At 68.2% G+C, this 21,390-nt stretch carries 16 protein-coding genes, 1 pseudogene and 2 riboswitches; of the genes and pseudogenes, 14 read left to right on the top strand and 3 right to left on the bottom strand.

Annotated features, from left to right (window positions below):
• Nucleotides 1-66: 66 nt before the first annotated feature.
• Nucleotides 67-852: a LuxR C-terminal-related transcriptional regulator gene (locus ACODSD_RS15275; protein WP_107799507.1), complete on the top strand. Its 786-nt coding sequence runs from the start codon at nt 67-69 to the stop codon at nt 850-852.
• A 29-nt stretch (nt 853-881) separates the two neighbouring features.
• Here the strand turns inward: ACODSD_RS15275 and ACODSD_RS15270 are convergent, their stop codons facing one another.
• Nucleotides 882-1,496: a trimeric intracellular cation channel family protein gene (locus ACODSD_RS15270; protein WP_107801818.1), complete on the bottom strand. Its 615-nt coding sequence runs from the start codon at nt 1,494-1,496 to the stop codon at nt 882-884.
• Nucleotides 1,497-1,505: 9 nt separating this feature from the next.
• Between ACODSD_RS15270 and ACODSD_RS15265 the strand changes: the two genes are divergently transcribed.
• Complete coding sequence (locus tag ACODSD_RS15265) at nt 1,506-1,772, top strand: hypothetical protein (protein WP_488877714.1); 267 nt, start codon at nt 1,506-1,508, stop codon at nt 1,770-1,772.
• Between the two features lie 43 nt (nt 1,773-1,815).
• A riboswitch (glycine riboswitch) is annotated at nt 1,816-1,998 on the bottom strand.
• Nucleotide 1,999: 1 nt separating this feature from the next.
• Nucleotides 2,000-2,086: riboswitch (glycine riboswitch) on the bottom strand.
• A 136-nt stretch (nt 2,087-2,222) separates the two neighbouring features.
• Here ACODSD_RS15265 and ACODSD_RS15260 read toward each other — a convergent pair.
• Nucleotides 2,223-4,733 carry a DUF3141 domain-containing protein gene (locus ACODSD_RS15260; RefSeq protein WP_488877713.1) on the bottom strand — a complete coding sequence of 837 codons (2,511 nt, stop codon included), beginning with the start codon at nt 4,731-4,733 and terminating at the stop codon, nt 2,223-2,225.
• Between the two features lie 94 nt (nt 4,734-4,827).
• Nucleotides 4,828-5,694 carry a formyltetrahydrofolate deformylase gene (purU, locus tag ACODSD_RS15255; protein ID WP_107799505.1) on the bottom strand — a complete coding sequence of 289 codons (867 nt, stop codon included), beginning with the start codon at nt 5,692-5,694 and terminating at the stop codon, nt 4,828-4,830.
• 230 nt (nt 5,695-5,924) lie between these two features.
• On the opposite strand from purU, the gene ACODSD_RS15250 reads away from it, so the two are divergent.
• The 12 genes and pseudogenes from ACODSD_RS15250 to ACODSD_RS15195 form a co-directional block, all read left to right on the top strand.
• Nucleotides 5,925-7,178, top strand: coding sequence for a sarcosine oxidase subunit beta family protein (locus ACODSD_RS15250; protein WP_235089150.1), 1,254 nt, complete (start codon nt 5,925-5,927; stop codon nt 7,176-7,178).
• Nucleotides 7,179-7,189: 11 nt separating this feature from the next.
• Entirely contained in the window at nt 7,190-7,486 is a 297-nt protein-coding gene (locus ACODSD_RS15245) for a sarcosine oxidase subunit delta (RefSeq protein ID WP_235089148.1), read from the top strand.
• The gene (locus ACODSD_RS15240; protein ID WP_488877712.1) at nt 7,483-10,500 is read left to right on the top strand and encodes a sarcosine oxidase subunit alpha family protein; all 3,018 of its coding nucleotides are present in this window, start codon (nt 7,483-7,485) and stop codon (nt 10,498-10,500) included. The genes ACODSD_RS15245 and ACODSD_RS15240 overlap by 4 nt, the downstream gene beginning before the upstream one ends.
• A complete protein-coding gene (locus tag ACODSD_RS15235; protein ID WP_488877711.1) occupies nt 10,493-11,185 on the top strand; it encodes a sarcosine oxidase subunit gamma in 693 nt (230 codons plus the stop codon). The genes ACODSD_RS15240 and ACODSD_RS15235 overlap by 8 nt, the downstream gene beginning before the upstream one ends.
• A gap of 77 nt (nt 11,186-11,262) precedes the next feature.
• The gene (locus tag ACODSD_RS15230; RefSeq protein WP_488877710.1) at nt 11,263-12,231 is read left to right on the top strand and encodes a dipeptidase; all 969 of its coding nucleotides are present in this window, start codon (nt 11,263-11,265) and stop codon (nt 12,229-12,231) included.
• A 250-nt stretch (nt 12,232-12,481) separates the two neighbouring features.
• A complete protein-coding gene (locus ACODSD_RS15225; protein WP_227103783.1) occupies nt 12,482-13,543 on the top strand; it encodes an HAD family hydrolase in 1,062 nt (353 codons plus the stop codon).
• Between the two features lie 196 nt (nt 13,544-13,739).
• A complete protein-coding gene (locus ACODSD_RS15220) occupies nt 13,740-14,588 on the top strand; it encodes a glycine betaine ABC transporter substrate-binding protein (protein WP_488877709.1) in 849 nt (282 codons plus the stop codon).
• Between the two features lie 326 nt (nt 14,589-14,914).
• Entirely contained in the window at nt 14,915-15,448 is a 534-nt protein-coding gene (locus ACODSD_RS15215; RefSeq protein ID WP_488877708.1) for a DUF5943 domain-containing protein, read from the top strand.
• A 239-nt stretch (nt 15,449-15,687) separates the two neighbouring features.
• The gene (locus ACODSD_RS15210; RefSeq protein WP_107799496.1) at nt 15,688-17,748 is read left to right on the top strand and encodes an NADH:flavin oxidoreductase; all 2,061 of its coding nucleotides are present in this window, start codon (nt 15,688-15,690) and stop codon (nt 17,746-17,748) included.
• A gap of 1 nt (nt 17,749) precedes the next feature.
• Complete coding sequence (locus ACODSD_RS15205) at nt 17,750-19,705, top strand: DUF3483 domain-containing protein (RefSeq protein ID WP_488877707.1); 1,956 nt, start codon at nt 17,750-17,752, stop codon at nt 19,703-19,705.
• A complete protein-coding gene (locus ACODSD_RS15200) occupies nt 19,702-20,799 on the top strand; it encodes an electron transfer flavoprotein subunit alpha/FixB family protein (protein ID WP_488877706.1) in 1,098 nt (365 codons plus the stop codon). Before ACODSD_RS15205 ends, ACODSD_RS15200 begins: the two co-directional genes overlap by 4 nt.
• Nucleotides 20,796-21,390, top strand: a pseudogene (locus ACODSD_RS15195) (hypothetical protein); the annotation flags it as partial. The gene ACODSD_RS15200 and the pseudogene ACODSD_RS15195, both read left to right, overlap by 4 nt.

Below are 21,390 nucleotides of genomic sequence, written 5' to 3'. Positions count from 1 at the left end.
TGGCGGCGGACATCACGCGAAAGCGTTAGAGCGGAAGGCGGGACTAACCTGATCGGGGTAGCTGGCATGCAGCTGAATGTGGCGGATCTGGTGTTTCACCAGCAATTGGGGCGCTTGTTGGACGGCGTCGACAACGCGGCCTTTTGGCAAGGGTTGGCCGCGTTTCTACGGGAACGCCTGAGTTTCGATACTTGGGTGGCGGTGCTGTTTCGCCAGGAGGCGCCGCCGTGGGTGCTGGCGGATCACGCGGCCAATTACGCCGCCGACGATTTGTTCGCCGACTACCGGCGCGGCCTGTATCTGCTGGACCCGTTTTACGGTTTTGCGCTGAAGCGCCCGGCCGCCGGCGTGTACCGGCTGGACGAGGTGGCGCCGGACCGTTTCCGGGAGACGGAGTACTTTCGCCGTTACTTTTCGCGCAATGTGGTGGCGGATGAAATCCAGTTTCTGCAAGTGTTGCCGGAGGGCGTGCTGTCCCTGTCGCTGGGCAGCAAACGCCGCTTCAGCGAGCAGGAACTGGGCGTTTGCAATCTGTTCGCCCCCTGGCTATTGCCCTTGTCACGGCTGGCCGCGCGTCTGGACGAAGGGCTGCGTCAGCCGGCGGCCAGGACGGGCAGGCAGAGCCGCCGGGAACTGGAGGAGGCGCTGCGCGCGCAGGGCTCCTCGCCGTTGACCAAGCGGGAGGTGGAGGTGGCGCTGCTGATACTCGGCGGCCACTCCACCAAGGGCGTGGCGCGCGAGCTGGGCATTTCGCTGGAAACCGCCAAGGTGCACCGCCGCCATCTGTACGCCAAGCTGGGCGTGTCCAGCCAGGCGGCCTTGTTCCTGCTGCTGGCGGGGATTCAATCCTGATGCCGGCAGCGGTAAACAGATGCGCTTAGTTAGTGCAGATCATGCCGGTACATGAACACCGGCAGCCGCCATTCGCGCCAGATGGCGGCCAGGCGGATGGCGAGGCCGACGGCGAAGCTGGCCAGCACGTTGAGATCATGCGGCACGCCCAGCTTGATCAGGCCCAGGTAGAGCAGGGCCACGGCGAAGGAGACGCTGGCGTACAGCTCCTGGCGGAAGACCACCGGCACGCGGTTGCACAGCACGTCGCGCAGGATGCCGCCGGCAATGCCGGTGATCATGCCGGCCATCACCACCACCACCGGGTGGTAGTCCATGGACTGGGCCACGCCGCAGCCTATGATGGTGAAGGCGATCAGGCCCAGCGCGTCCAGCACCAGGAAGACGCGGCTCAGGCGTTTCATATAGCGGGCCACGAACACAGCGGCCAGGCCGCCGGCGATGACGAGGCCGACATATTCCGGGTGTTGGGTCCAGCCTATCGGGTAGCGGCCCAGCACGATGTCGCGCACGGTGCCGCCGCCCAGGGCGGTGAGGAAGGCGATGACGGTAACGCCGAAGATGTCCATATTGCGGCGGCCGGCCGCCAACGCGCCGGTCATCGCTTCCGCGGTGATGGCGATCAGATAGATCAGGGTAAGCATGTAGTTGCAATGGTCAAACAGGCTGGCGCCGAGATGCGCGGCGAAGCCGGGTGGGAAAAGGGGTTGGCAATGGGCGGGCCATGCCAGGTGGCGCGCAGCCTGGGCAAGAGTTTCGAACACGGGTTTTCCTTGAGAGCTGGTGCACGATCTGCTGCGCTGCGACGATACGGCGTTGAAACCCGCTTCGAAATGCTCATGTACCACGAGTACATTCCGCTTTCTCAGCTGTTTTCGCCTTGTCTCGTCCTTGCTCGCGAGATCGTGAGCACGTTCTGAGCACGGCCGGCGGGCCGCGCATCGGCGCGGCGCTGCCGGCATTGCCTCTCCCCTTGTCCTTTTACCTGAGAGTTAGATGACGGGCGCGGCCTGTGTGCGGGCCTTGCCGGGTGTCACTTGCCCCTTCGGTGGGCGGCTAAGGGCCGGTCACATCATCCGACGCGCTCTCGCTGAAGCGTAGCAGATGATGAACGGGCGCTTAGGGCCTCTCTCCAATCGGCTGGTATCCATGGGCTGCGGTACTGTTGCCTGAGCGATTATGGGAGTTTGCGTCTTCGGCGGGGGCGCATGCCCCTCTCTCCCGCAGCAGGCAAGGATATTAGCGTTTGCTGTATTGTTCAGTCAACGACTGTATACATGGGGCGAGGCAAAAATGTTGCAGTGCGATATCAACATGAAAACGCCCGGACGGCGGTTTGGCTGTCCGGGCGTTTTTGCGCTGGCTGATGCTTAGTTGCTCGGCGTTTTGGGCTTGGCCGCGTCCTTGCCGGCGGCGGGTTTGCGCGTGGCCGGGGTTTTGGCTGCGGATGCCTTGGCGGCAGGCGCTTTGGCGGTTTTGGCCGCCGCGGGCTTGCTTGAGGCCGGCTTGGCCGCAACCGGCGGCGTGCTGCCGGCGGGTTTGACGGCGGCGCTGGGCTTGTCGGCCGTCGCTGCTTTGGCCGGGGCTTTGGCGGCCGGTTTGCGCGGAGCGGCCGCTTTCTTGGCCGGCGCGCTGGCTTTGACGGCGGGCGCCGCGGCGGGAGCGCTTGCGCTTGTCGCTACGGGCTCTGTGGGCGGCAGGATGGCCGGAGCCGACGGCGCGCGGGTGTCCAGTTGCAGCGCGTGCGCCACTTGGTCCAGCCGCTGCTGTTGTTCCGGGGCGATATCGCCGCTGAGCGCCAGCAGTTCGTGCGCCAGCTGCCAGGCTTGGCGGCGGCGGTGTTCTTCCGGCAGCAGCTTGGGCAGGCCGGCCAGCGCGCGGGCTTCGTCCAGCCGCACCAGGAAGACTTGCTTGCGGGCGATTTCTTTCAGCTGCATCAGGGTCAGCGGGTGTTCGTGGCGGATGTCGCGCATGATGCGGCGGATGGCGTTGAACGGGCGCTCGTCTATGATGCCGCGGCCAATCGCCACGTAGGTGAGCAGGCGCACGAAGCCGTCTGCCAGGGTGCCGGTTTCGTAGGCGGGGTCCAGCGTTTGGCGCTTGAGTTGCAACCGTTCCCGTTTCTCCCAGCTGTCGCAGCGGGCGGCGCGGGTTTCGCGGGCCGGCTGGACGCCCACGACGGAGGCCAGCCACGGGGATTCGTACACGGCCTTGAAGCAGTGTTCGGTGGCGGCGTCGCGCAGGTCGCGGTAGCGGTCCAGGCTTTGCGCCATCCAGCCGGACCATTGTTCTTGCAGCCGCCACAGCGGGTTGTCCACGCTCACCGGATGGCGATGGGCGCGCACGTATTCGGCGGCGGGCTTGAGCCAGCTGAGCCAGGGGTTGAGCGGGGAGATCAGCGTGCGTTCCAGCCGCGCCGGGTTGAGTTGGCGCTGGCATTGGGCGCTGGCTTCGCTGCTGACGGCCTGGAGCGCGGGGGAGATGAAGCGGTTGTAAACGCCTTGGTTGATCTCGGAGACGCGGCGCACCACTTCGAAGGCTTGTTCGTCTTCGCGGCCGTCGTCCAGGGCCAGGATGTTGGCCACTTCGCGCGCTTCGAAACGGATGATGTAGCGGCCTTTGATGTATTCCTGACCGGGGGTGCCGGGGGCCACGTCTTCGATGATGGCTTCGTACAGGCCGGGGGCCAGCACGTCGATCAGGTCCAGCGCGCTGGCGAATTCGCTGTGTTCGCGGTTGGCGATGCCGGCGGAGACGAAGATGCCCAGGTGGCCCACCTTGTTGTGCAGGCAGTAAATGATGGTTTGTTCGTTGTCGCGGATGTCTTCCGCGTTGTCGTACAGGTCCGGTATCCAGTTCAGCGCTTGCTGCGGCGGGGTGATGTTGTCGCCCCAGGAGGCGAACACGATGATGGGGGAGCGGATGTTGCGCATGTCCACGCGGTGCTGGTCGCTGCTGACGATCTTGCCTTCCACCAGGTGGTTGCCCACGAAGAGCTGCTGGGAAATCCATTCCATTTCCTGCTTGTTCAGCAGGTAGTGGCCGCCCCACCAGCGTTCAAAGCCCAGATAGCGTTCGCGCTCGGTGTCCACCTTGGCGTACAGATTGTAGGGCTTCTTCCACAGGGTGTTGGCCGGGTCCAGCTTTTCAAAGTTGTTGACCAGATGGGCGCCGTCGAACTTGCCGTTGCCCAGATCGCCGGCCAGCGAGGCGGTCCAGGTGCCGCCCAGCATGCCGCCGGAGTAGCGCATCGGGTATTTGCCGGTGACGCCGGCCCAGTAGGACAGCGGGGTGCCGGCCAGCAGGATGGGGCCGCACAGCTCCGGCGCCACCGAGGCCAGCATGGCCAGCGCCCAGCCGCCCTGGCAGTTGCCGATGACGAAGGGCTTGCCGTCGCTGTCCGGATGCAGTTCCCTGACCTTGCCGAGGAAGACGTATTCGGCGCGGCTGACGCTTTCTATGGTCTGGCTGGGCACAGGCTGGGGGAAGAACATGATGAAGTAGCAGGGGTGGCCCTGTTGCAGCGCGATGCCGATTTCGCTGTCCATCTTGAAGCCGCCGATGCCGGGGCCGTGGCCGGCGCGCGGGTCTATCACCACGAAGGGGCGCAGCGCCGGATTGGTGGCCGGGCAGCCGGCCGGCGGCAGGATGGCTGCCAGCGCGTAGTTGGCCGGGTCCGGCAGGCTGCGGCCGTCCAGGATGATTTTGTAGTCGAACACCAAGACCGGCGGCTTGCCGCTTTGCACGTGTTGCAGATAGTCCGCGCCGCGGTCATGCAGCACGTCCCAGTAGAGGATGCTGCGCTCGCAGGCGTCGCGCCAGTAGTCGGCGACCGGGTTGGAGGAGAAGAGCTTGGACCAGACGGCTGTTTGCGACCACATACGGCACCTCTTGGTTGGTATGACGGATAACTGGCTACTGTACCCTGCTTTTGTTGCGTTGCAATAGACAAAGTTCCTGCCAGGCGAACAACTGTCAGCGCAACACCACAGTGCGCCGCTCGGTGATGAAGACGCGGCGCTCCAAGTGGCAGCGCACCGCGCGCGCCAGCGCCTGGCACTCCATGTCGCGGCCGGCGGCCTGCAACTGCTCCGGGCTGTAGGCGTGGTCCACCCGTTCCACCACTTGTTCGATGATCGGGCCTTCGTCCAGATCGTCGGTGATGTAGTGGGCGGTGGCGCCTATCAGTTTGACGCCGCGCTCGTGCGCCTGCTGATACGGCCGCGCCCCCTTGAAGCCGGGCAGGAAGGAGTGATGGATATTGATGGCGCGGCCGGCCAGTTTTGCGGCGGCGGCGCTGGAGAGCACCTGCATATAGCGGGCCAGCACCAGCAGTTCCGCCCGGCTGTCCTCCATCAGCGCCAGCAGCGCGGCTTCCTGGCGCGGCTTGTTGTCCGGGGTGAGCGGCAGATGGTGGAAGGGCAGGCCGTAGGCCTCGGCGATAGGGGCGAGGTCGCGGTGATTGGAGACGACGGCGGCCACCGTCATGTCCAGATCGCCCATCTTCTGGCGATAGAGCAAATCGTTCAGGCAGTGGTCCAGTTTGGACACCATGATCAGCACCCGCGCGCGCTGGCGCCGGTCGTGCAGCCGCCATTGCAGGTCTTGATAGTGGCCGCTCATCCGCGCCATGCCGTCGGCCAGCCGTTCCGGGGCGAAGTCCGGCCGCTCCGGGTGGAAGACGCAGCGCACGAAGAAGCGCCGGCTGCGGGCGTCGTCGAACACCGCCAGTTCATCGATATAACAGCCTTGCTGTTCCAGCAAGGCGGAGAAGCCGGCCACCTGGCCGGAGGCGCTGCGGCAGGCGAAGCTGAGCACGTAGGAGGGGGCGTCTGAGGTCATTGGCGTGTCCTGTTTGTGGGGCGGCACGGGCCAATCTAGGCCTTGTCCCGCGCGCGCGCTGTCCGCCATGCGTCCGCTTTGCGTGGATTTTGGACATCGCCGTGTCGCGTGCGGGCAAGAGGCCGTCCTTTCCAGCCAAATGCGCCGGCGGCGTCGCCCTGAGAATGAGGCCTTCCTCAACCTCGACAGCAGCGGCGCGGGCCCATGGCGGCCCGGCGGCGGGAGCGCAGATGGCAAACCGATATTCGCTGTGGAGCCTGATCCGGCACGGGCTTGGGCATCACCAGGGCTGGCAGCCGGCCTGGCGCAGTCCGCAGCCGGAAAGCAGCTACGACGTCATCATCGTCGGCGGCGGCGGCCACGGCCTGGCCACCGCCTATTACCTGGCCCGCATGTACGGCGTCCGCAAGGTGGCGGTGCTGGAAAAAGGCTATCTGGGCGGCGGCAACACCGCGCGCAACACCACCATCATCCGCTCCAACTATCTGTGGGACGAGTCTTCGCAGCTGTACGAGCACGCGCTCAAGCTGTGGGAGGGCCTGTCCCAGGAGTTGAACTTCAATGTGATGTTCAGCCAGCGCGGAGTGATGAACCTGGGCCACAGCCTGCAGGACATGCGCGACATCGAGCGCCGGGTCAACGCCAACCTGCTCAACGGCGTGGACGCCGAGGTGCTGTCCCCGCGGGAGATCAAGGAGCGGGTGCCCTTGATCGCCATCGGCGGCGACGTCCGCTATCCGATCCTGGGCGCCAGCTATCAGCCGCGCGGCGGGGTGGCGCGCCATGACGCGGTGGCCTGGGGCTTCGCCCGCGCCGCCAGCGAATTGGGCGTGGACATCATCGAGGAGTGCGAAGTGACCGGCTTGTTGATCGAGGGCGGCCGGGTGCGCGGGGTGCGAACTGGGCGCGGCGAGATCCGCGCCGACAAGGTGGGCTGCGTGGCCGCCGGCAACAGTTCCACGCTGGCGCGGATGGCCGGCTTGCGGCTGCCGCTGGAAAGCCACCCCTTGCAGGCCTTTGTGTCCGAATCGCTGAAACCCTGCCTGGACACGGTGGTGATGTCCGGCGCGGTGCACGGCTACATCAGCCAGTCGGACAAGGGCGAACTGGTGATAGGCGCGGGCATAGACAGCTATCTGGGTTACGGCCAGCGCGGCAGCCCGCATGTGATCGAGCACACGGCGGCGGCCATCGTCGAGCTGTTTCCGTCCTTCTCGCGGCTGCGGATGAACCGGCAGTGGGGCGGCATCGTGGACGTGTCGCCGGACGCCTGCCCCATCATCGGCAAGACCCGGATCCAGGGCCTGTATTTCAACTGCGGCTGGGGCACCGGCGGCTTCAAGGCCACGCCGGGTTCCGGCCACGTATTCGCCCACACCATCGCTCATGACCAGCCGCATCCGCTGAACGCGGCTTTTTCGCTGGAGCGCTTCGCCTCCGGCCGCTTGATAGACGAACACGGCGCCGCCGCCGTGGCGCATTGAGGGAGACGCCGATGCTGCTGATTCATTGCCCGCATTGCGGGGAGGCGCGGGAGGAGGAGGAGTTCGACTACGCCGGGGAGGCCTTCATCGTCCGCCCGGCGGCGCCGGAGCAGGTGGACGACGAGGCCTGGGGCGATTACCTGTTCTGCCGCAAGAACCCGCGCGGCTGGCATTGGGAGCAATGGCAGCACGCCGCCGGCTGCCGCAAGGTGTTCGCCGTCCGGCGTCACACCGTCAGCTACGAGATCGCCGGCAGCTGGACGCTGGCCGAGGGCAAGGCCCGTTATTTGCAGGAGGATCAGGCGTGAGCGGCTATCGCATCCATCGTCCCGGCGAGCGCATCGACCGCAATCGGCCGCTGGTCTTCACCCTGGACCGCGCGGCCTATCACGGCTTCGCCGGCGACACCCTGGCCTCGGCGCTGCTGGCCAACGGCGTGCGGCTATTGGGCCGCAGCTTCAAGTACGGCCGGCCGCGCGGCATCGTCGGTTTTGGCGCGGAAGAGCCCAACGCCTTGATCCAGCTGGAAAGCGGCGCCTTGAGCACGCCGGATCTCAAAGCCACCCAGGTGGAGCTGTACCAAGGCTTGCAGGCCTTCAGCGGCTTGGGGGACGCGTCCTGGGGCATGCGGCTCAAGGGCGCGCTGGGCCGGCTGGAGCGTTTCATGCCGCCGGGTTTTTATTACAAGACCTTCATGCAGCCGGCGGGGGCCTGGCCGTTTTACGAGCGCCGCATCCGCGAAGCCGCCGGTTACGGCCAAGCGCCGCGGCTGCCGGACCCGGAGCATTACGATCATCTGCACCACCACGTGGACCTGCTGGTGGTGGGCGGCGGCGCGGCCGGCTTGTGGGCGGCCACGCTGGCGGGGCGCGCCGGCCTGAAAACGCTGCTGCTGGACGAACAGGCGGAGATGGGCGGCTGGCTGCTGAGCGAGCGCCGGCTGCGCATCGACGGCCTGGAGGCGATGGAATGGACGCAGCAGCGCTTGCAGGAGCTGGCGGCGCTGCCCAATGTCCAGCGCTTGCCGCGCGCCACCGTCTTCGCCTTGCATGAGGGCAATCTGGCCTTGGCGGTGGAGTTGTTGCAGGACCACCTGCCGCCGTCCGAGCGCGATCCGGCCCGGCCGCGCCAGCGCCTGCACAAGATACGCGCGGGCCAACTGGTCTTGGCCAGCGGCGCCATCGAACGGCCGCTGGTGTTCGGCAACAACGATCTGCCCGGGGTGATGACTGCCGCCGCCGGCCACAGTTATTTGAACCGTTACGGCGTGGCGGTGGGGCGCCGGCTGCTGCTGCAGACCCAGAACGACGCCGCCTACGACGCGGCGCTGGAGCTGGCCTTGGCCGGGGCGGCGGTGACGCTGGCCGATGCTCGCCCAGCCGGCGCGGCGGCCTGGCGCAGCCGCGCCGCGCAGAATGCCGGCGTGGAGTTGCTGGCCGGTTACGGCATCGCCCGGGTGAACGGCGGCGCCGGCGTCAGCGGCGCGGACTTGGTGAAGCTGGCCGCGGATGGCCGGAGCGTGGCCGGCAAGGGGCCGCGGCTGGAGCTGGACGGCGTGCTCTCCTCCGGCGGGCTCAGCGCCACCGTGCATCTGTTCTGCCACAACGGCGGCCGTCCGCTGTGGCGTCCGGACCGTCTGTCCTTCGTTTGCCCGGACGCGGGCCGGCCCGGCGTCGTCTGCGTGGGCGCGGTCACCGGGCGCTGGGAGCTGGGCGAGGCCCTGGCCCAATGCCATGCCGCCATGCTGGCCCAGCTTGGCTGGGGAAGCCAGCGCGGTCTGGGCGCCGCGCCGCGGGTGGAGGCGGAGGAGGTGGCCGCGCCGCGTGAAATCTTCCGCTTGCCGGACGGGCGGCGCGAAGGCGTCGGCGCCAAGGCCTTCGTCGATTTCCAGAACGACGTGGCCGCCGCCGACATCCATCTGGCGGTGCGCGAAAACTACCGCTCCATCGAGCACGTCAAGCGCTACACCGCGCTGGGCTTCGGCACCGATCAGGGCAAGCTGTCCAACGTCAACGGCTTCGCCATCGCCGCCGAGGCGCTGGGCAAGCCCATCGCCGAGGTGGGCACCACCACCTACCGGCCGGCCTACACCCCGGTCAGCTTCGGCGCGCTGGCCGGCGTCCATGTCGGAGAAACTTTCGACCCGCGCCGCTACACCGCCATGCACGACAGCCATACCGCGCGCGGGGCCGAATACGAGCTGGTGGGGCAGTGGCTGCGGCCCTGGTATTTCCCGCGGCCGGGCGAGGACCTGCACGCGGCGGTGCGCCGCGAATGCCGCGCCGCCCGCCAGGGGGTGGCGGTGATGGACGCCTCCACCCTGGGCAAGATCGATGTGCGCGGCCCGGACGCGCGCGAGTTTCTGGGCCGCGTCTACAGCAACGCCTGGAGCAAGCTGGAGCCGGGCAAATGCCGCTATGGGCTGATGCTGGACGAAAACGGCATGGTGATGGACGACGGCGTCACCGCCTGCCTGGCGGACGACCATTTCCACATGACCACCACCACCGGCGGCGCGGCCCGGGTTTACAGCTGGCTGGAGCGCTGGCACCAGACCGAATGGCCGGAACTCAAGGTGCGCTTCAGCTCCATCACCGATCACTGGGCCACCACGGCGCTGGTGGGCCCGCAAAGCCGGGAGGTGCTGCGCAAGCTGTGCACGGATATTGATCTCGACCCTCAGGCCTTCCGGTTCATGGAGGGCCGCGTCGGCACCGTGGCCGGCGTGCCGGCGCGGGTGTTCCGCATCAGCTTCTCCGGCGAACTGGCTTACGAGATCAATGTGGACGCCGGCTACGGCCGTTATCTGTGGGAGGAGGCGATGCGGGCCGGGGCCGAGTTCGGCATCACGCCCTACGGCACCGAGGCCATGCACGTCTTGCGCGCCGAGAAGGGCTTCATCATCGTCGGCCAGGACAGCGACGGCTCGATGAGCCCCAACGATCTGGCCATGGGCTGGGCGGTGGGCATGAAAAAGCCGTTCAGCTTCCTCGGCCGCCGCTCCTTGCTGCGCGCCGACACCGCCGGCGCGGGCCGCAAACAGTTGGTGGGCCTGCTGACGGAGGACCCGCGGCTGGTGTTGCCGGAAGGCGCGCAAATCCTCAACGACGGCAAGGACGCCGCGCCGGCGGCGATGCAGGGCCATGTCACCTCCAGCTACCACAGCGAATGCCTGGGCCGCTCCATCGCCATGGCGGTGTTGAAGGACGGCGTCCGCCGCGAAGGCGACACCGTGCACGTGTGGTGGCAGGGCCATAGCGCGCCGGCGCGGGTGGCGTCCGCGGTCTTCGTCGACAAGGAAGGAGAGCGTCAGCATGTCTGAATCCACATTCAAGCCTGTGCTGGAATCGCCCTTGCGGCATCTGGATTTGCCGGAAGCGGCCGAAGCGCGCCGCGCCGACGGCCGCGTCTGGGGCAATGAAGCGCCCAATCTGGGCTACGCGCTGCTGCGCGGCGACGGTGCCGAGGCCGGGTTTTTCGAGCTGACGGCGCGGATCACCGGGCTGGAGCCGCCGCGCCGGCCCAAGACCTTGAGCCAGGGGGAGGGCGGCGCGCTGCTGTGGCTGTCGCCGGACGAATGGCTGCTGATCAGCCGCCGCCAGCGCCTGGCCGGCTGGCTGCCGGCATTGGAGCGGGGCTTTGCCGAGCAGCGCTTGTTCGCCCAGGCGCTGGACGTCAGCGGCGGCTTCACCGCCGTCTACCTGTGCGGCGAGCCGCACCTGGCCGTGCTGCGCCATCTGGGCGGCTACGATTTCGAAGCGCTGCGTCCCGGCCAGGGCGTCGGCACCTTGCTGGGCAAGGCGGCGGTTCAAGTGCTGCGCCTGGACGGCGACGGTGTGTTCGTGGTGTGCCGCCGCAGCTTTGCCGACTACGTCTGGCTGCTGTTGCGGCGCGCGGCGCGGCCTTACGGCTTCGCGGTGTGCGAGCTGCCGGAAGACGCCGGCCATCCGCTGTGGGCGCAATTGGCGCAGTTGGCGCCGGCGGCGGTCCTGAGCGAGAGTTCTTAAAAAATTATTCAAAGTCCGCGGCGCTGCGGCGGGATAGTTGGACCGAGGCGTGGACAAGAAGCTAGAAGGAGATGGCAATGGATTTGCACGCAGACGCGCTGGTGATAGACGGACTGATCATCGCCAAATGGGCGCGGCCGGTGTTCGAGGACATGCGCCGCGGCGGCTTGAGCGCCGCCAATTGCACCGTGTCGGTGTGGGAGGGCTTTCAGGACACCGTGAACAATATCGCCGAGATGAAAGGGCTGATCCGCGAGCACGGCGATCTCTTGACCCTGGTGCGCGGCGTCGAGGATATCCGCCGCGCCAAGGCGGAGGGCCGCACCGGCGTCATCCTGGGTTTTCAGAACGCCCATGCCTTCGAGGACAGGCTGGAATCCGTCGAAGCCTTCGCCGACATGGGCGTGCGCGTGGTGCAGCTGTGCTACAACACGCAAAACCTGATCGGCACCGGCTGTTACGAACGCGACGGCGGCCTGTCTGGCTTCGGCCGCGAAGTCATTGTGGAAATGAACCGCGTCGGCATCATGGTGGACCTGTCCCATGTGGGCGGCCTGACTTCGCGCGAAGCCGTTCTGGAATCGAAAAAGCCGGTCTGTTACTCCCATTGCCTGCCCTCGGGCCTCAAGCCGCATCCGCGCAACAAGAGCGACGAGGAGCTGCGCTTCATCGCCGATCACGGCGGCTTCATCGGCGTCACCATGTTTCCGCCCTTTCTGCGCCGCGGCATCGAAGCCACCGTGGACGACTACGTGGAAGCGATGGATTACGTGATCGCGCTGGTGGGCGAAGACTGCGTTGGCTACGGCACCGACTTCACCCAGGGCTACGATCAGGGCTTCTTCGACTGGATCACCCACGACAAAGGCCGGTATCGCCGGCTGACCGATTTCGGCACCATCCTCAACCCGGAAGGCATTCGCACCATAGGCGAAACGCCCAATCTGACCGCGGCGATGCTGCGGGCCGGCTGGCCTGAGCGCAAGATCCGCAAAGTGCTGGGCGAGAATTGGTTGCGGGTGTTCGGCGAGGTATGGGGGGCTTAGCCCCCCGGCCACGGCCCTGATCCCGCGTTGAGCCTCCTCGCGCGCAAGCGGCGCATGGGTATTTCTTAAGAGCCGTTCAAAGTCTCGCGAGCAAGGGCGAGACAAGGCGAAAACAAGCGAAAAAGCGGAATGTACACGTGGTACATGAGCATTTTGAGCTGGTTTTCAACGCCGTATCGCTGAAGCGCAGCAGACTTTGAACAGGTTCCAAGGCGGGCCCGCCGCATCCGAAGCACATTCAGGAGGACTTATGAAGCAAGTTAAAGTATTGGGGGCTTTGCTGTTGTCGGCCGCGCTTTGGACCCAGCCGGCGGCGGCGGAGACCGAGCTGAAGCACTGGCCGCCCAAGATCGCGGAACGGCTGAACGCCATGATCAAGGCCAATGCCCATAAGGGCGAATACGCGGTGTTCGACATGGACAACACCAGCTATCGCTATGATCTGGAAGAAGCGCTGCTGCCTTATATGGAGGCCAAGGGCTTGCTGAGCCGCGAGCGGCTGGACCCGTCCTTGAAGCTGATCCCCTTCCGCGACGAGCCGGACCGGCCGGAAAGCCTGTACAGCTACTATCTGCGGCTGTGCGAGATAGACGAACTGATCTGCTACCCCTGGGCGGCGCAGGTGTTTTCCGGACTGACGCTGCGCCAACTCAAGACCCAGGTGGACGCGCTGATGGCCAGCGGCGCCCCGGTGCCGGTCAGGTATTTCCATCAGGGCAAGCCGGTGGAGGGCAGCGTGCCGGCGCCGCGCGTGTTCACCGGCATGGTCGAGCTGTACGCCAAGCTGCAGGAGAACGGCATCGCCGTCTACGTGATGACCGCGGCCAGCGAAGAACTGGTGCGCATGGTGGCCAGCGATCCGCGCTACGGCTACCGGGCGCCGCCGCAGAACGTGCTGGGCGTCAACCTGCTGCTGAAAGACCGAACGAACGGCGCGCTGACCACCTCGCGTTTGCAGATCAAGCGCGGCGGCTATGAGCCGGAACGCAATCTGGACCTGGAACTGACCCCCTATCTGATGAACCCGATGACCTGGTACGAGGGCAAGGCCGGGACCATCCTGGGCTGGATAGACCAATGGCGCAAGCCGGTGCTGGTGGCCGGCGACACGCCGCAGTCCGATGGCTACATGCTGCTGAACGGCACCGACACGGCCAAGGGCGGCTTGCGGCTCTGGGTAGATCGCAAAGCGGGTTATTGGGATCGGATCCGCAGCTGGAGCCGGGAAGCGGCCAGGCAGCAGCGCAAGCTGGGCCAGCCGGCGACGGCGGACCGCAACTGGCTGGTGGTGAAGCCGGAGCAGATTCAATAAGCGCTGGAAGACGCGGAATGGGGCGCATGGGCATTCTCACGCCGCTGGCAAGCTTGTATCAGACCTTGAACCGCTTTAGCGCCGCTAACAAAACCTCGTAGAGACGCTGGACCAAGGCGCGCCGACGCAGGCAGTACCAGCAGGCGCAACGCAGGGTCGGGGGTTGGCTTAGCGGGTCTTAAGGGAGGAAACGAATATGTTGAGGCAATGGTGTTGCATCCTACTGCTGCTCTTGTGCGTGCCGGCCCACGCGGCCGAGGCCACGCCCGGCAAACCGCTCATCAAGATCGGCTACGTCGAAGGCTGGGCGGACAGCGTGGTCACCACCCAGGTGGCGGCCCAGATCATTCGCGGCCGGCTGGGCCACCCGGTGGAGCTGATGCCGGTGGCCGCCGGCATCATGTGGCAGGGCGTGGCGCGCGGCGATCTGGACGCCACGCTGTCGGCCTGGCTGCCGGTGACCCAGGGCGCGTATTACCGGCAGTTCAAGGACAAGGTGCTGGACCTGGGGCCCAATTACGCCGACGCCCGCATCGGCCTGGTGGTGCCGGACTATGTGGCCGCCCGCGCCATAGGCGATCTCAACGCCGAGCGCGCGGCGTATCAGGGGCGCATCGTCGGCATAGACGCCGGCGCCGGGGTGATGCAAAAGACCGAGGCGGCGATCAAGGCCTACCGGTTGAATTTGACGCTGATGCCCAGTTCCGGGCCGGGCATGACGGCGGAACTGGCGCGTGCGATCAACGCCCGCAAGCCCATCGTGGTGACCGGCTGGGTGCCGCACTGGATGTTCGCCAAATGGAAGCTGCGTTTTCTCGACGACCCGCAAAAAGTGTTCGGCGAGGCCGAGCACGTCAACAATGTGGCCCATCCCGGCCTGAGCGCCAAGGCGCCGCGGGTGCTGGCCTTCCTGCAGCGCTTCCGCTGGCGGCCGGAAGAGATCGGCCCGCTGATGCTGGCGGTGGAAACCGGCGCCAAACCCGCGGCGGCGGCGGCCTCCTGGATTCGGGCCCATCCGGAGCGGGTGGCGGAGTGGGCGCCCTGAACCACTGCGCGTTCAATGTCATGCCTCCCCTTGGCGGACCGTGGTCCGCCTTTTTTGCGCCCGCGCCGCGCGGTGTCGGCAATGGGCAAAAACCGGTCGCGCCGACGGCTCCGGCCCGGAATGGCCTGCGGCAAGATGCCGGCAATGACGGGCTGCGCCCGACTTGCTCAGAGCCGGTTCACCGTCTGGCGAGCAAGGGCGAGACAAGGCGAAAACCGCTGAGGAAGCGGAAGGGTCATGCGGCATATGGGCATTCTGAAGCCGTACTCACCACGCCATGTCCGACGAAGCGCAGCAGACCTTGAACAGGCTCTCAGGAGAACGGCATGCAACCGCAACTTCCCATCGACGTGGACCCCGACAGCGGCGTCTGGCGCACCAACGGCCTGCCCATGTTGTACGTGCCGCGTCATTTCTTCATCAACAACCACCTGGCCATGGAGGCGGCGCTGGGCCGTTACCAGTACGCGGACGCGCTCTATCAGGCCGGCCATCGCTCCGCCCACTTCTGGTGCGCCAGCGAGGCGGCCACCCACGGCCTGGCCGGCCTGGCCGTGTTCGAGCACTACCTGAGCCGGCTGTCCCTGCGCGGCTGGGGCTGCTTCCGCTTTTTGGAGGCCGACGTGGCCAGCGGCAACGCCCAGATCCGGCTGGACCACTCCTGTTTCGTGCTGGCCCAGGGCGAGGCCGGCGCGCCGCAAAGCGAGCACATGGCCTGCTATTTGTTTGCCGGCTGGTTCGCCGGCGCGATGGACTGGGTGGGGGAAAGCCTGGGGCGCGACTACCGCACCGTCTGCCGCGAAAGCCAGTGCGCCGGGCAGGGCGCGCCGTACTGCGCGTTCACGGTCCATCCCTTGTAGTCAGGGTCTGTTGACGTATGTTTTACCGCTGCGTTCGTCCCCAGCCGGATGCGGCGGCCGACAAAGCGAGGCACCTGCTGGGGACGAACCCGGAGGGCTGACCGAGGAACGCCTCCTCTACGGCGTTGTCAGGCTTGGCCTTGGTTTGCCAAGGCCTGCGCCCTTCGCCTTGTAGAGCGCACTTTTCTCGGTCAGCGCGGCGGGGAAAACATACGTCAACAGACCCTTAGGAGCCGGCCATGTCTTACCCGCATTTGTTCGAACCCATCACCCTGAACCGGCTGACCTTGCGCAACCGCATCGTCAGCACCGCCCACGCCGAGGTCTACGCCGAAGCCGGCGGCCTGCCGGGCGAGCGCTACATCCGCTACTACGAAGAAAAAGCCAAGGGCGGCCTGGCGCTGGCGATTTGCGGCGGTTCCAGCCCGGTGTCCATCGACAGCCCGCAGGGCTGGTGGAAATCGGTGAACCTGGCCAGCGACGCGGTGATAGAGCCGCTGGCGCGGCTGGCGGAAGCCATGCACCGCCACGGCGCCAAGATCATGATCCAGGCCACCCACATGGGGCGGCGCTCCAGCTATCAAGGCGAACACTGGCCGCATCTGCTCAGCCCCTCCGGCGTGCGCGAGCCGGTGCACCGCGGCAACGCCAAGATCATGGAGACGGAGGACATCCATCGCGTGATCGCGGATTTCGCGCTGGCGGCGCGGCGGGTCAAGGCCGCCGGCCTGGACGGCATCGAGATCGCCGCCGCCCACCAGCACCTGATCGACCAGTTCTGGAGCCCGCGCACCAATCAGCGCGAGGACGAATGGGGCGGCAGCCTGGACAACCGGCTGCGCTTCGGCATGGAGGTGCTGCAGGCGGTGCGCGCCGAGGTGGGCGCGGACTTCTGCGTCGGCCTGAGAATGAGCGGCGACGAATTCCACGAAGACGGCCTCAGCCACGACATGCTCAAGGAGATTGCCGCCGCCATGTCCGAAACCGGCCTGATCGACTACCTGTCGGTGATAGGCTCCGGCGCGGACACCCACAACAGCCTGGCCAACTGCATGCCGCCGATGGCGCTGCCGCCCGAGCCTTTCGTGCATCTGGCCGCCGGCATCAAATCGGTGTCCAAGGTGCCGGTGATGCACGCGCAGAGCATACGCGACCCGGTGCAGGCGGAGCGCATCCTGGCCGCCGGCATGGTGGACATGGTGGGCATGACCCGCGCCCACATGGCCGATCCGCATCTGGTGATCAAGATCCGGGACGGCAAGGAAGACCAGATCCGCCAGTGCGTGGGCGCCAATTACTGCATAGACCGCCAGTACTACGGCCAGGACGTGCTGTGCATCCAGAACGCCGCCACCAGCCGCGAGTCCACCATGCCCCATCTGATCTCCCGGGCAGCGCGGCCGCGCCGGGTGGCGGTGGTGGGCGCCGGGCCGGCCGGGCTGGAGGCGGCGCGGGTGGCGCGCGAGCGCGGCCACGAGGTGGTGCTGTTCGAGCGGCAGCCGCAGGTGGGCGGTCAGATCCTGCTGGCGGCGCGCGCGCCGCAGCGCGAACAAATGGCCGGCATCGTGCGCTGGCTGGACATGGAAACCCAGCGCCTGGGCGTGGACCGCCGGCTGGGCGCGGCGGCGGACCGCTCCATGATCATGGACGAGCGGCCGGATATCGTGGTGCTGGCCACCGGCGGCCGGCCGCACACCGGCCAGGTGCCGGCCTGGGGCGTGGCGGAGGGGCTGGCCGTCAGCAGCTGGGACATCCTGTCCGGCCAGGTGGAGCCGGCCCGCAACGTGCTGGTCTACGACGCGCTGAGCACCCACGCCGGCTTCGGCGTCGCCGACTATCTGGCCAGCCGCGGCAGCACGGTGGAAATCGTCACGCCGGACGTGAAGGTGGGCGACGACACCGGCGGCACCACCTTTCCCATCTTCTACCGCCGTCTGTACGCCCAAGGCATCATCCCCACCCCCAATGTCTGGCTGGAGGCGGTTTACGCCGAAGGCGACAAGAAAATCGCCGTGCTGCGCAACGAATACACCGAAGCGCTGGAAGAGCGGGCGGTGGACCAGGTGGTGATAGACAACGGCGTGCTGCCGGACGACGCCCTGTACGGGCAACTGAAGCCCTTGTCGCGCAACCGCGGCCAGACCGATGTGCGGGCGCTGTTCGCCGCCGAGCCGCAGCCCTGTCTGGACTGGCCGCTGGCGGCCGGGGAATTCCTGCTGTTCCGCGTCGGCGACTGCGTCTCCATGCACAACATCCACGGCGCGCTCTACGACGCGCTGCGGCTGGCCAAGGATTTCTGACATGAGTTTTCCCTATCTCCTCAGCGGCCTGTTCTGGTTGGGCGCGCTGCTGCTGAGCGCCGGGCTGCTCCGGCGCGCGCGGCTGTGGCGGCGGGGCCGCGCCGCGCCGGCGTCCTGGCGCGGCCTGCTGGCCGCGCCCAAGCGTTACTTCGTGGACCTGCACCGCGTGGTGGCCCGCGATCCGGCCGCGGCGCGCGCCCATGTGGCGGCGGCCGGCGGCGGGACGGCGGCGCTGCTGCTGATCGCGCTCAATTACGGCCTGCTGCTGCATCAGCGCTGGCTGGACCTGCTGCTGGCGGCGTCGGCCGTTCTGATGCTGATCGGCGCGGCCTTGATGCGCGCGCGTCGCCGCGCGCCGCCGGCCCGGCTGTCGTTGGGAGAATGGCAGCGGCTGCCGGCGCGGCTGGCCTGTTTCGCGCTGGGCGCGCTGCTGGCGGCGGCCCTGGCCGGCGGCGAGGTCTGGCTGAGCGCCGCCGGGCAAGGGCTGGCCGCCGTCGCGCTGTCGCTGCTGGCCTTGGGCGGCGCGGAGCTGGCCCTGGGCATAGGCCTGGGCCGGCCGATGAAGCACGCGGTGGCCGGTTTGCTGCACCTGGCCTTCCATCCGCGCGCCGAGCGCTTTGCCGGCAAGTCCGCCGATCTGAAGCCCTTGAACCTGGCCGCCGGCGAGCTGGGCGCGGCGCGGGCGGCCGATTTCGCCTGGAACCGGCTGCTGTCCTTCGACGCCTGCGTGCAATGCGGCAAATGCGAAGCCGCCTGTCCGGCCTTCGCCGCCGGCCAGCCGCTCAATCCCAAGCGTCTGATCCAGGACCTGGTGGCGTCCATGGGCGGCGGCGGTCCGGCCTACGCCGGCAGCCCGCATCCGGGCCGGCCGGCGGCCGCGGCCGCGAGCGCGGACCGGGACATCGTCGGCGGCGCGTTGGCGGCGGACACCTTGTGGTCCTGCACCACCTGCCGCGCCTGCGTGGAAAACTGCCCGATGCTGATCGAGCACGTCGACGCGGTGATCGATCTGCGCCGGCATCAGACCCTGACGCGGGGCGAACTGCCGGGCAAGGGCGCGGCGGCGCTGGCCAATCTGCGCCATACCGACACCGTCGGCGGCCATCCGCTGCGCGCGCGCTACCACTGGGCGGCGGACCTGGACCTGCCGCTGCTGCGGGAGGGCGAGTCCGTCGATTGGCTGTTGCTGGCGGGCGAGGGCGCTTTCGACATGCGCTATCAGCGCGCCTTGCGCGCCTTGCTGACCGTGCTCAAGGCCGCCGGCCTGCGCGTGGCGGCGCTGGGCGAAGCCGAGCGCGACTGCGGCGACCTGGCGCGCCGCCTGGGCGACGAGGCGGGTTTTCAGCGGCTGGCGCTGGCCAATATCGCCACGCTGGGCCGTTATCGCTTCACCCGCATCGTCACGCCGGACCCGCATGTTTTTCATTGCCTGGCCAATGAGTACCCGGCGCTGGGCGGACATTACGAAGTCTGGCATCACAGCCGGCTGCTGGACCAACTGCTGGAGACGCGGGCGATCCGCGTGCGCTCCCGCGACTCGGCCGAGCCGCTGAGCTATCACGACCCCTGTTATCTGGGCCGCTACAACGAGGGCTACGGCGCGCCGCGCCGCGTGCTGGCCGGCATCGGCATCCAGGTGGTGGAGATGAGCCGCTCCGGCCGCGACGCTCGCTGCTGCGGCTGGGGCGGCGGGGCGGCCTTTACCGACGTGCCCGGGCCGCGCCGGATTCCGGACATGCGCATGGACGACGTCCGCGCCGCCGGCGCCGGCCGCGTCGCGGTGGCTTGCCCCAACTGCACCGCGATGCTGGAAGGCGTCAGCGGCGCGCGGGCGGAGGTGGTGGAATTGGCGGAACTGGTGGCGGAGCGTCTGGAGACCGGCCCGGAGGCCGGGCAAGAGCGGGGCGATGCGCGGCGCGCGGCGGCGCAAGGCCGGCTGGCGAAGGAGGAGGCATGACGATGAAGCAGACCGCGCCGCGGGTGGACCCGCGCCGGCCCTGGGTGCGCTCGCCGGACGGGCTCAAGCGCATCGTGCTGGGCGAGAATGGCGGCCTGCGCGACGCGCCGCCGGCGAGCGCGGCCAAGCTCAAGCCGCTGCGCAGCGCCGGGCCGTTCGATGGACGGCTGTTGGTGGTGGCGCACGCCGAGCGCGGTCAGCTGGACGAGGCGGCGCGCGAGGCCATCGCCGCCGCTGCCCTGCTGGCCGGCCCGCGCGAGGAGGTGCTGGCGGTCTTGTTCGGCATGGAAGGCTGCGCCGACGCCGAACTGGCGGAACTGGCCTTGGACCGCGTCTTGACGCCGGCCGATCCGGGCTTTGCGCCGGAAGCCAAGCTGGCCTTGTTGCGGCGGCTGTGGCGGCGGGAGCAGCCGCGCCATGTGCTGTTCGCCGACCGCGGCGAGGACGCCGACCTGGGCCGGCGCTTCGCCTGCCGCGAGCGCCTGTCGGTGCTGACCGACGTGGTGGAAATCGCCGCTGACGGCGTGCGCCGCCGCCGGCCGGGCGCGGGCTTCAGCGTGCACCCGCGCGCCCAGGCGCTCTTGCTCGCGCGCGGCGTGGCCGATGTCCGCCTGCCCTTCGTCGGGCGCGGGCTGCGGCAGGCTTGCGCGCCGGAGGCGGCGGAGGAGCGGGTGCGGGACCTGGGCGGCGTCGCCAGCCCGGCCTCGCAACTGGCGCTGGAAGAGGCGGACCTGATCCTGGCCGCCGGCAATGGGGTCAGCGACGTGCCGGCCTTCCTGCGGCTGGCGGAATCCATGGGCGCGGCGGTGGGCGCCTCGCGGGTGGCGGTGGACGACGGGCGTTTCCGCCGCGACCAGCAAGTGGGCGCCACCGGCCGCAGCGTGCAGGCCAGCGCCTATCTGGCGCTGGGCATTTCCGGCGCGGTGCAGCACCTGCAAGGCATCAAGGCCTGCCGCCATGTGATCGCGGTCAATCTGGACGCGGCCGCGCCCATGGTCAAGCGCGCGGACCTGAGCGTGATCGACGACTGCCAGTCCTTCATTCAGGCCTTGCAGGCCTTGCTGGAGCTTGAGAACAAGGAGGTCGGACCATGAGCGAGACGGCGCTTTCCGCCGGAACGGCGGCGAAAACGGCGGTGCTGGTGGCCCCGGCGCCGCATCCGGTCAGCGGGCGGCCCTGCGCCGGTCCGGGCGATCTGGCGGCGCTGGCGCTGGCGCGCCGGCTGGGCCGAGCCTTCGTCGTCTTGCACGCCGGGGACGCGGACAAGGAGGCGCTGGCCGACTACCTGGCCCAGGGCGCGGCGGCCATCGCCGTGTTGCAGCCGCCGGCGGACAGCGACCCGACGCCGGCGCTGATCGCCGCGCTGGGCGATTTCGAACTGATTCTGTGCGGCGAACGCTCCGGCGGCGGCGAGGCGTCGGCGCTGCTGCCCTATCTATTGGCCGAAGGCCTGGACCGTCCGCTCTTGCCCGGCGTGCTGTCTTTGACGGAGGAGGGCGGAGAATGGCGGGCGCTGCAAGGCCTGGCCAGGGGACGGCGGCGACGGCTGGCGGCCCAGGCGCCGCTGCTGGCCAGCGTTAAGCCGGACGGCGCGGAGCCGCGCTGGTCCTGGGCCGGCTTGCAACGCGGCGTGGTGACGCGCCGCGCGGCGGCGGGGGAGCCCGTGCCCGCGCCCAGGCTGGAGC

The organism is Chromobacterium sp. FG22, from assembly GCF_057809415.1.
Note: the sequence above shows the minus strand (reverse complement) of the source record. Positions and strands in the feature narration are given on the sequence as shown.

Bases quoted from the DNA above. Each gene is read 5' to 3' on its own strand.
- ACODSD_RS15275 (WP_107799507.1), top strand. From the start codon at position 67: ATGCAGCTGAATGTGGCGGATCTGGTGTTTCACCAGCAATTGGGGCGC.
- ACODSD_RS15270 (WP_107801818.1), bottom strand. From the start codon at position 1,496: ATGCTTACCCTGATCTATCTGATCGCCATCACCGCGGAAGCGATGACC.
- ACODSD_RS15265 (WP_488877714.1), top strand. From the start codon at position 1,506: ATGGTCAAACAGGCTGGCGCCGAGATGCGCGGCGAAGCCGGGTGGGAA.
- ACODSD_RS15260 (WP_488877713.1), bottom strand. From the start codon at position 4,733: ATGTGGTCGCAAACAGCCGTCTGGTCCAAGCTCTTCTCCTCCAACCCG.
- purU (WP_107799505.1), bottom strand. From the start codon at position 5,694: ATGACCTCAGACGCCCCCTCCTACGTGCTCAGCTTCGCCTGCCGCAGC.
- ACODSD_RS15250 (WP_235089150.1), top strand. From the start codon at position 5,925: ATGGCAAACCGATATTCGCTGTGGAGCCTGATCCGGCACGGGCTTGGG.
- ACODSD_RS15245 (WP_235089148.1), top strand. From the start codon at position 7,190: ATGCTGCTGATTCATTGCCCGCATTGCGGGGAGGCGCGGGAGGAGGAG.
- ACODSD_RS15235 (WP_488877711.1), top strand. From the start codon at position 10,493: ATGTCTGAATCCACATTCAAGCCTGTGCTGGAATCGCCCTTGCGGCAT.
- ACODSD_RS15230 (WP_488877710.1), top strand. From the start codon at position 11,263: ATGGATTTGCACGCAGACGCGCTGGTGATAGACGGACTGATCATCGCC.
- ACODSD_RS15225 (WP_227103783.1), top strand. From the start codon at position 12,482: ATGAAGCAAGTTAAAGTATTGGGGGCTTTGCTGTTGTCGGCCGCGCTT.
- ACODSD_RS15220 (WP_488877709.1), top strand. From the start codon at position 13,740: ATGTTGAGGCAATGGTGTTGCATCCTACTGCTGCTCTTGTGCGTGCCG.
- ACODSD_RS15215 (WP_488877708.1), top strand. From the start codon at position 14,915: ATGCAACCGCAACTTCCCATCGACGTGGACCCCGACAGCGGCGTCTGG.
- ACODSD_RS15210 (WP_107799496.1), top strand. From the start codon at position 15,688: ATGTCTTACCCGCATTTGTTCGAACCCATCACCCTGAACCGGCTGACC.
- ACODSD_RS15205 (WP_488877707.1), top strand. From the start codon at position 17,750: ATGAGTTTTCCCTATCTCCTCAGCGGCCTGTTCTGGTTGGGCGCGCTG.
- ACODSD_RS15200 (WP_488877706.1), top strand. From the start codon at position 19,702: ATGACGATGAAGCAGACCGCGCCGCGGGTGGACCCGCGCCGGCCCTGG.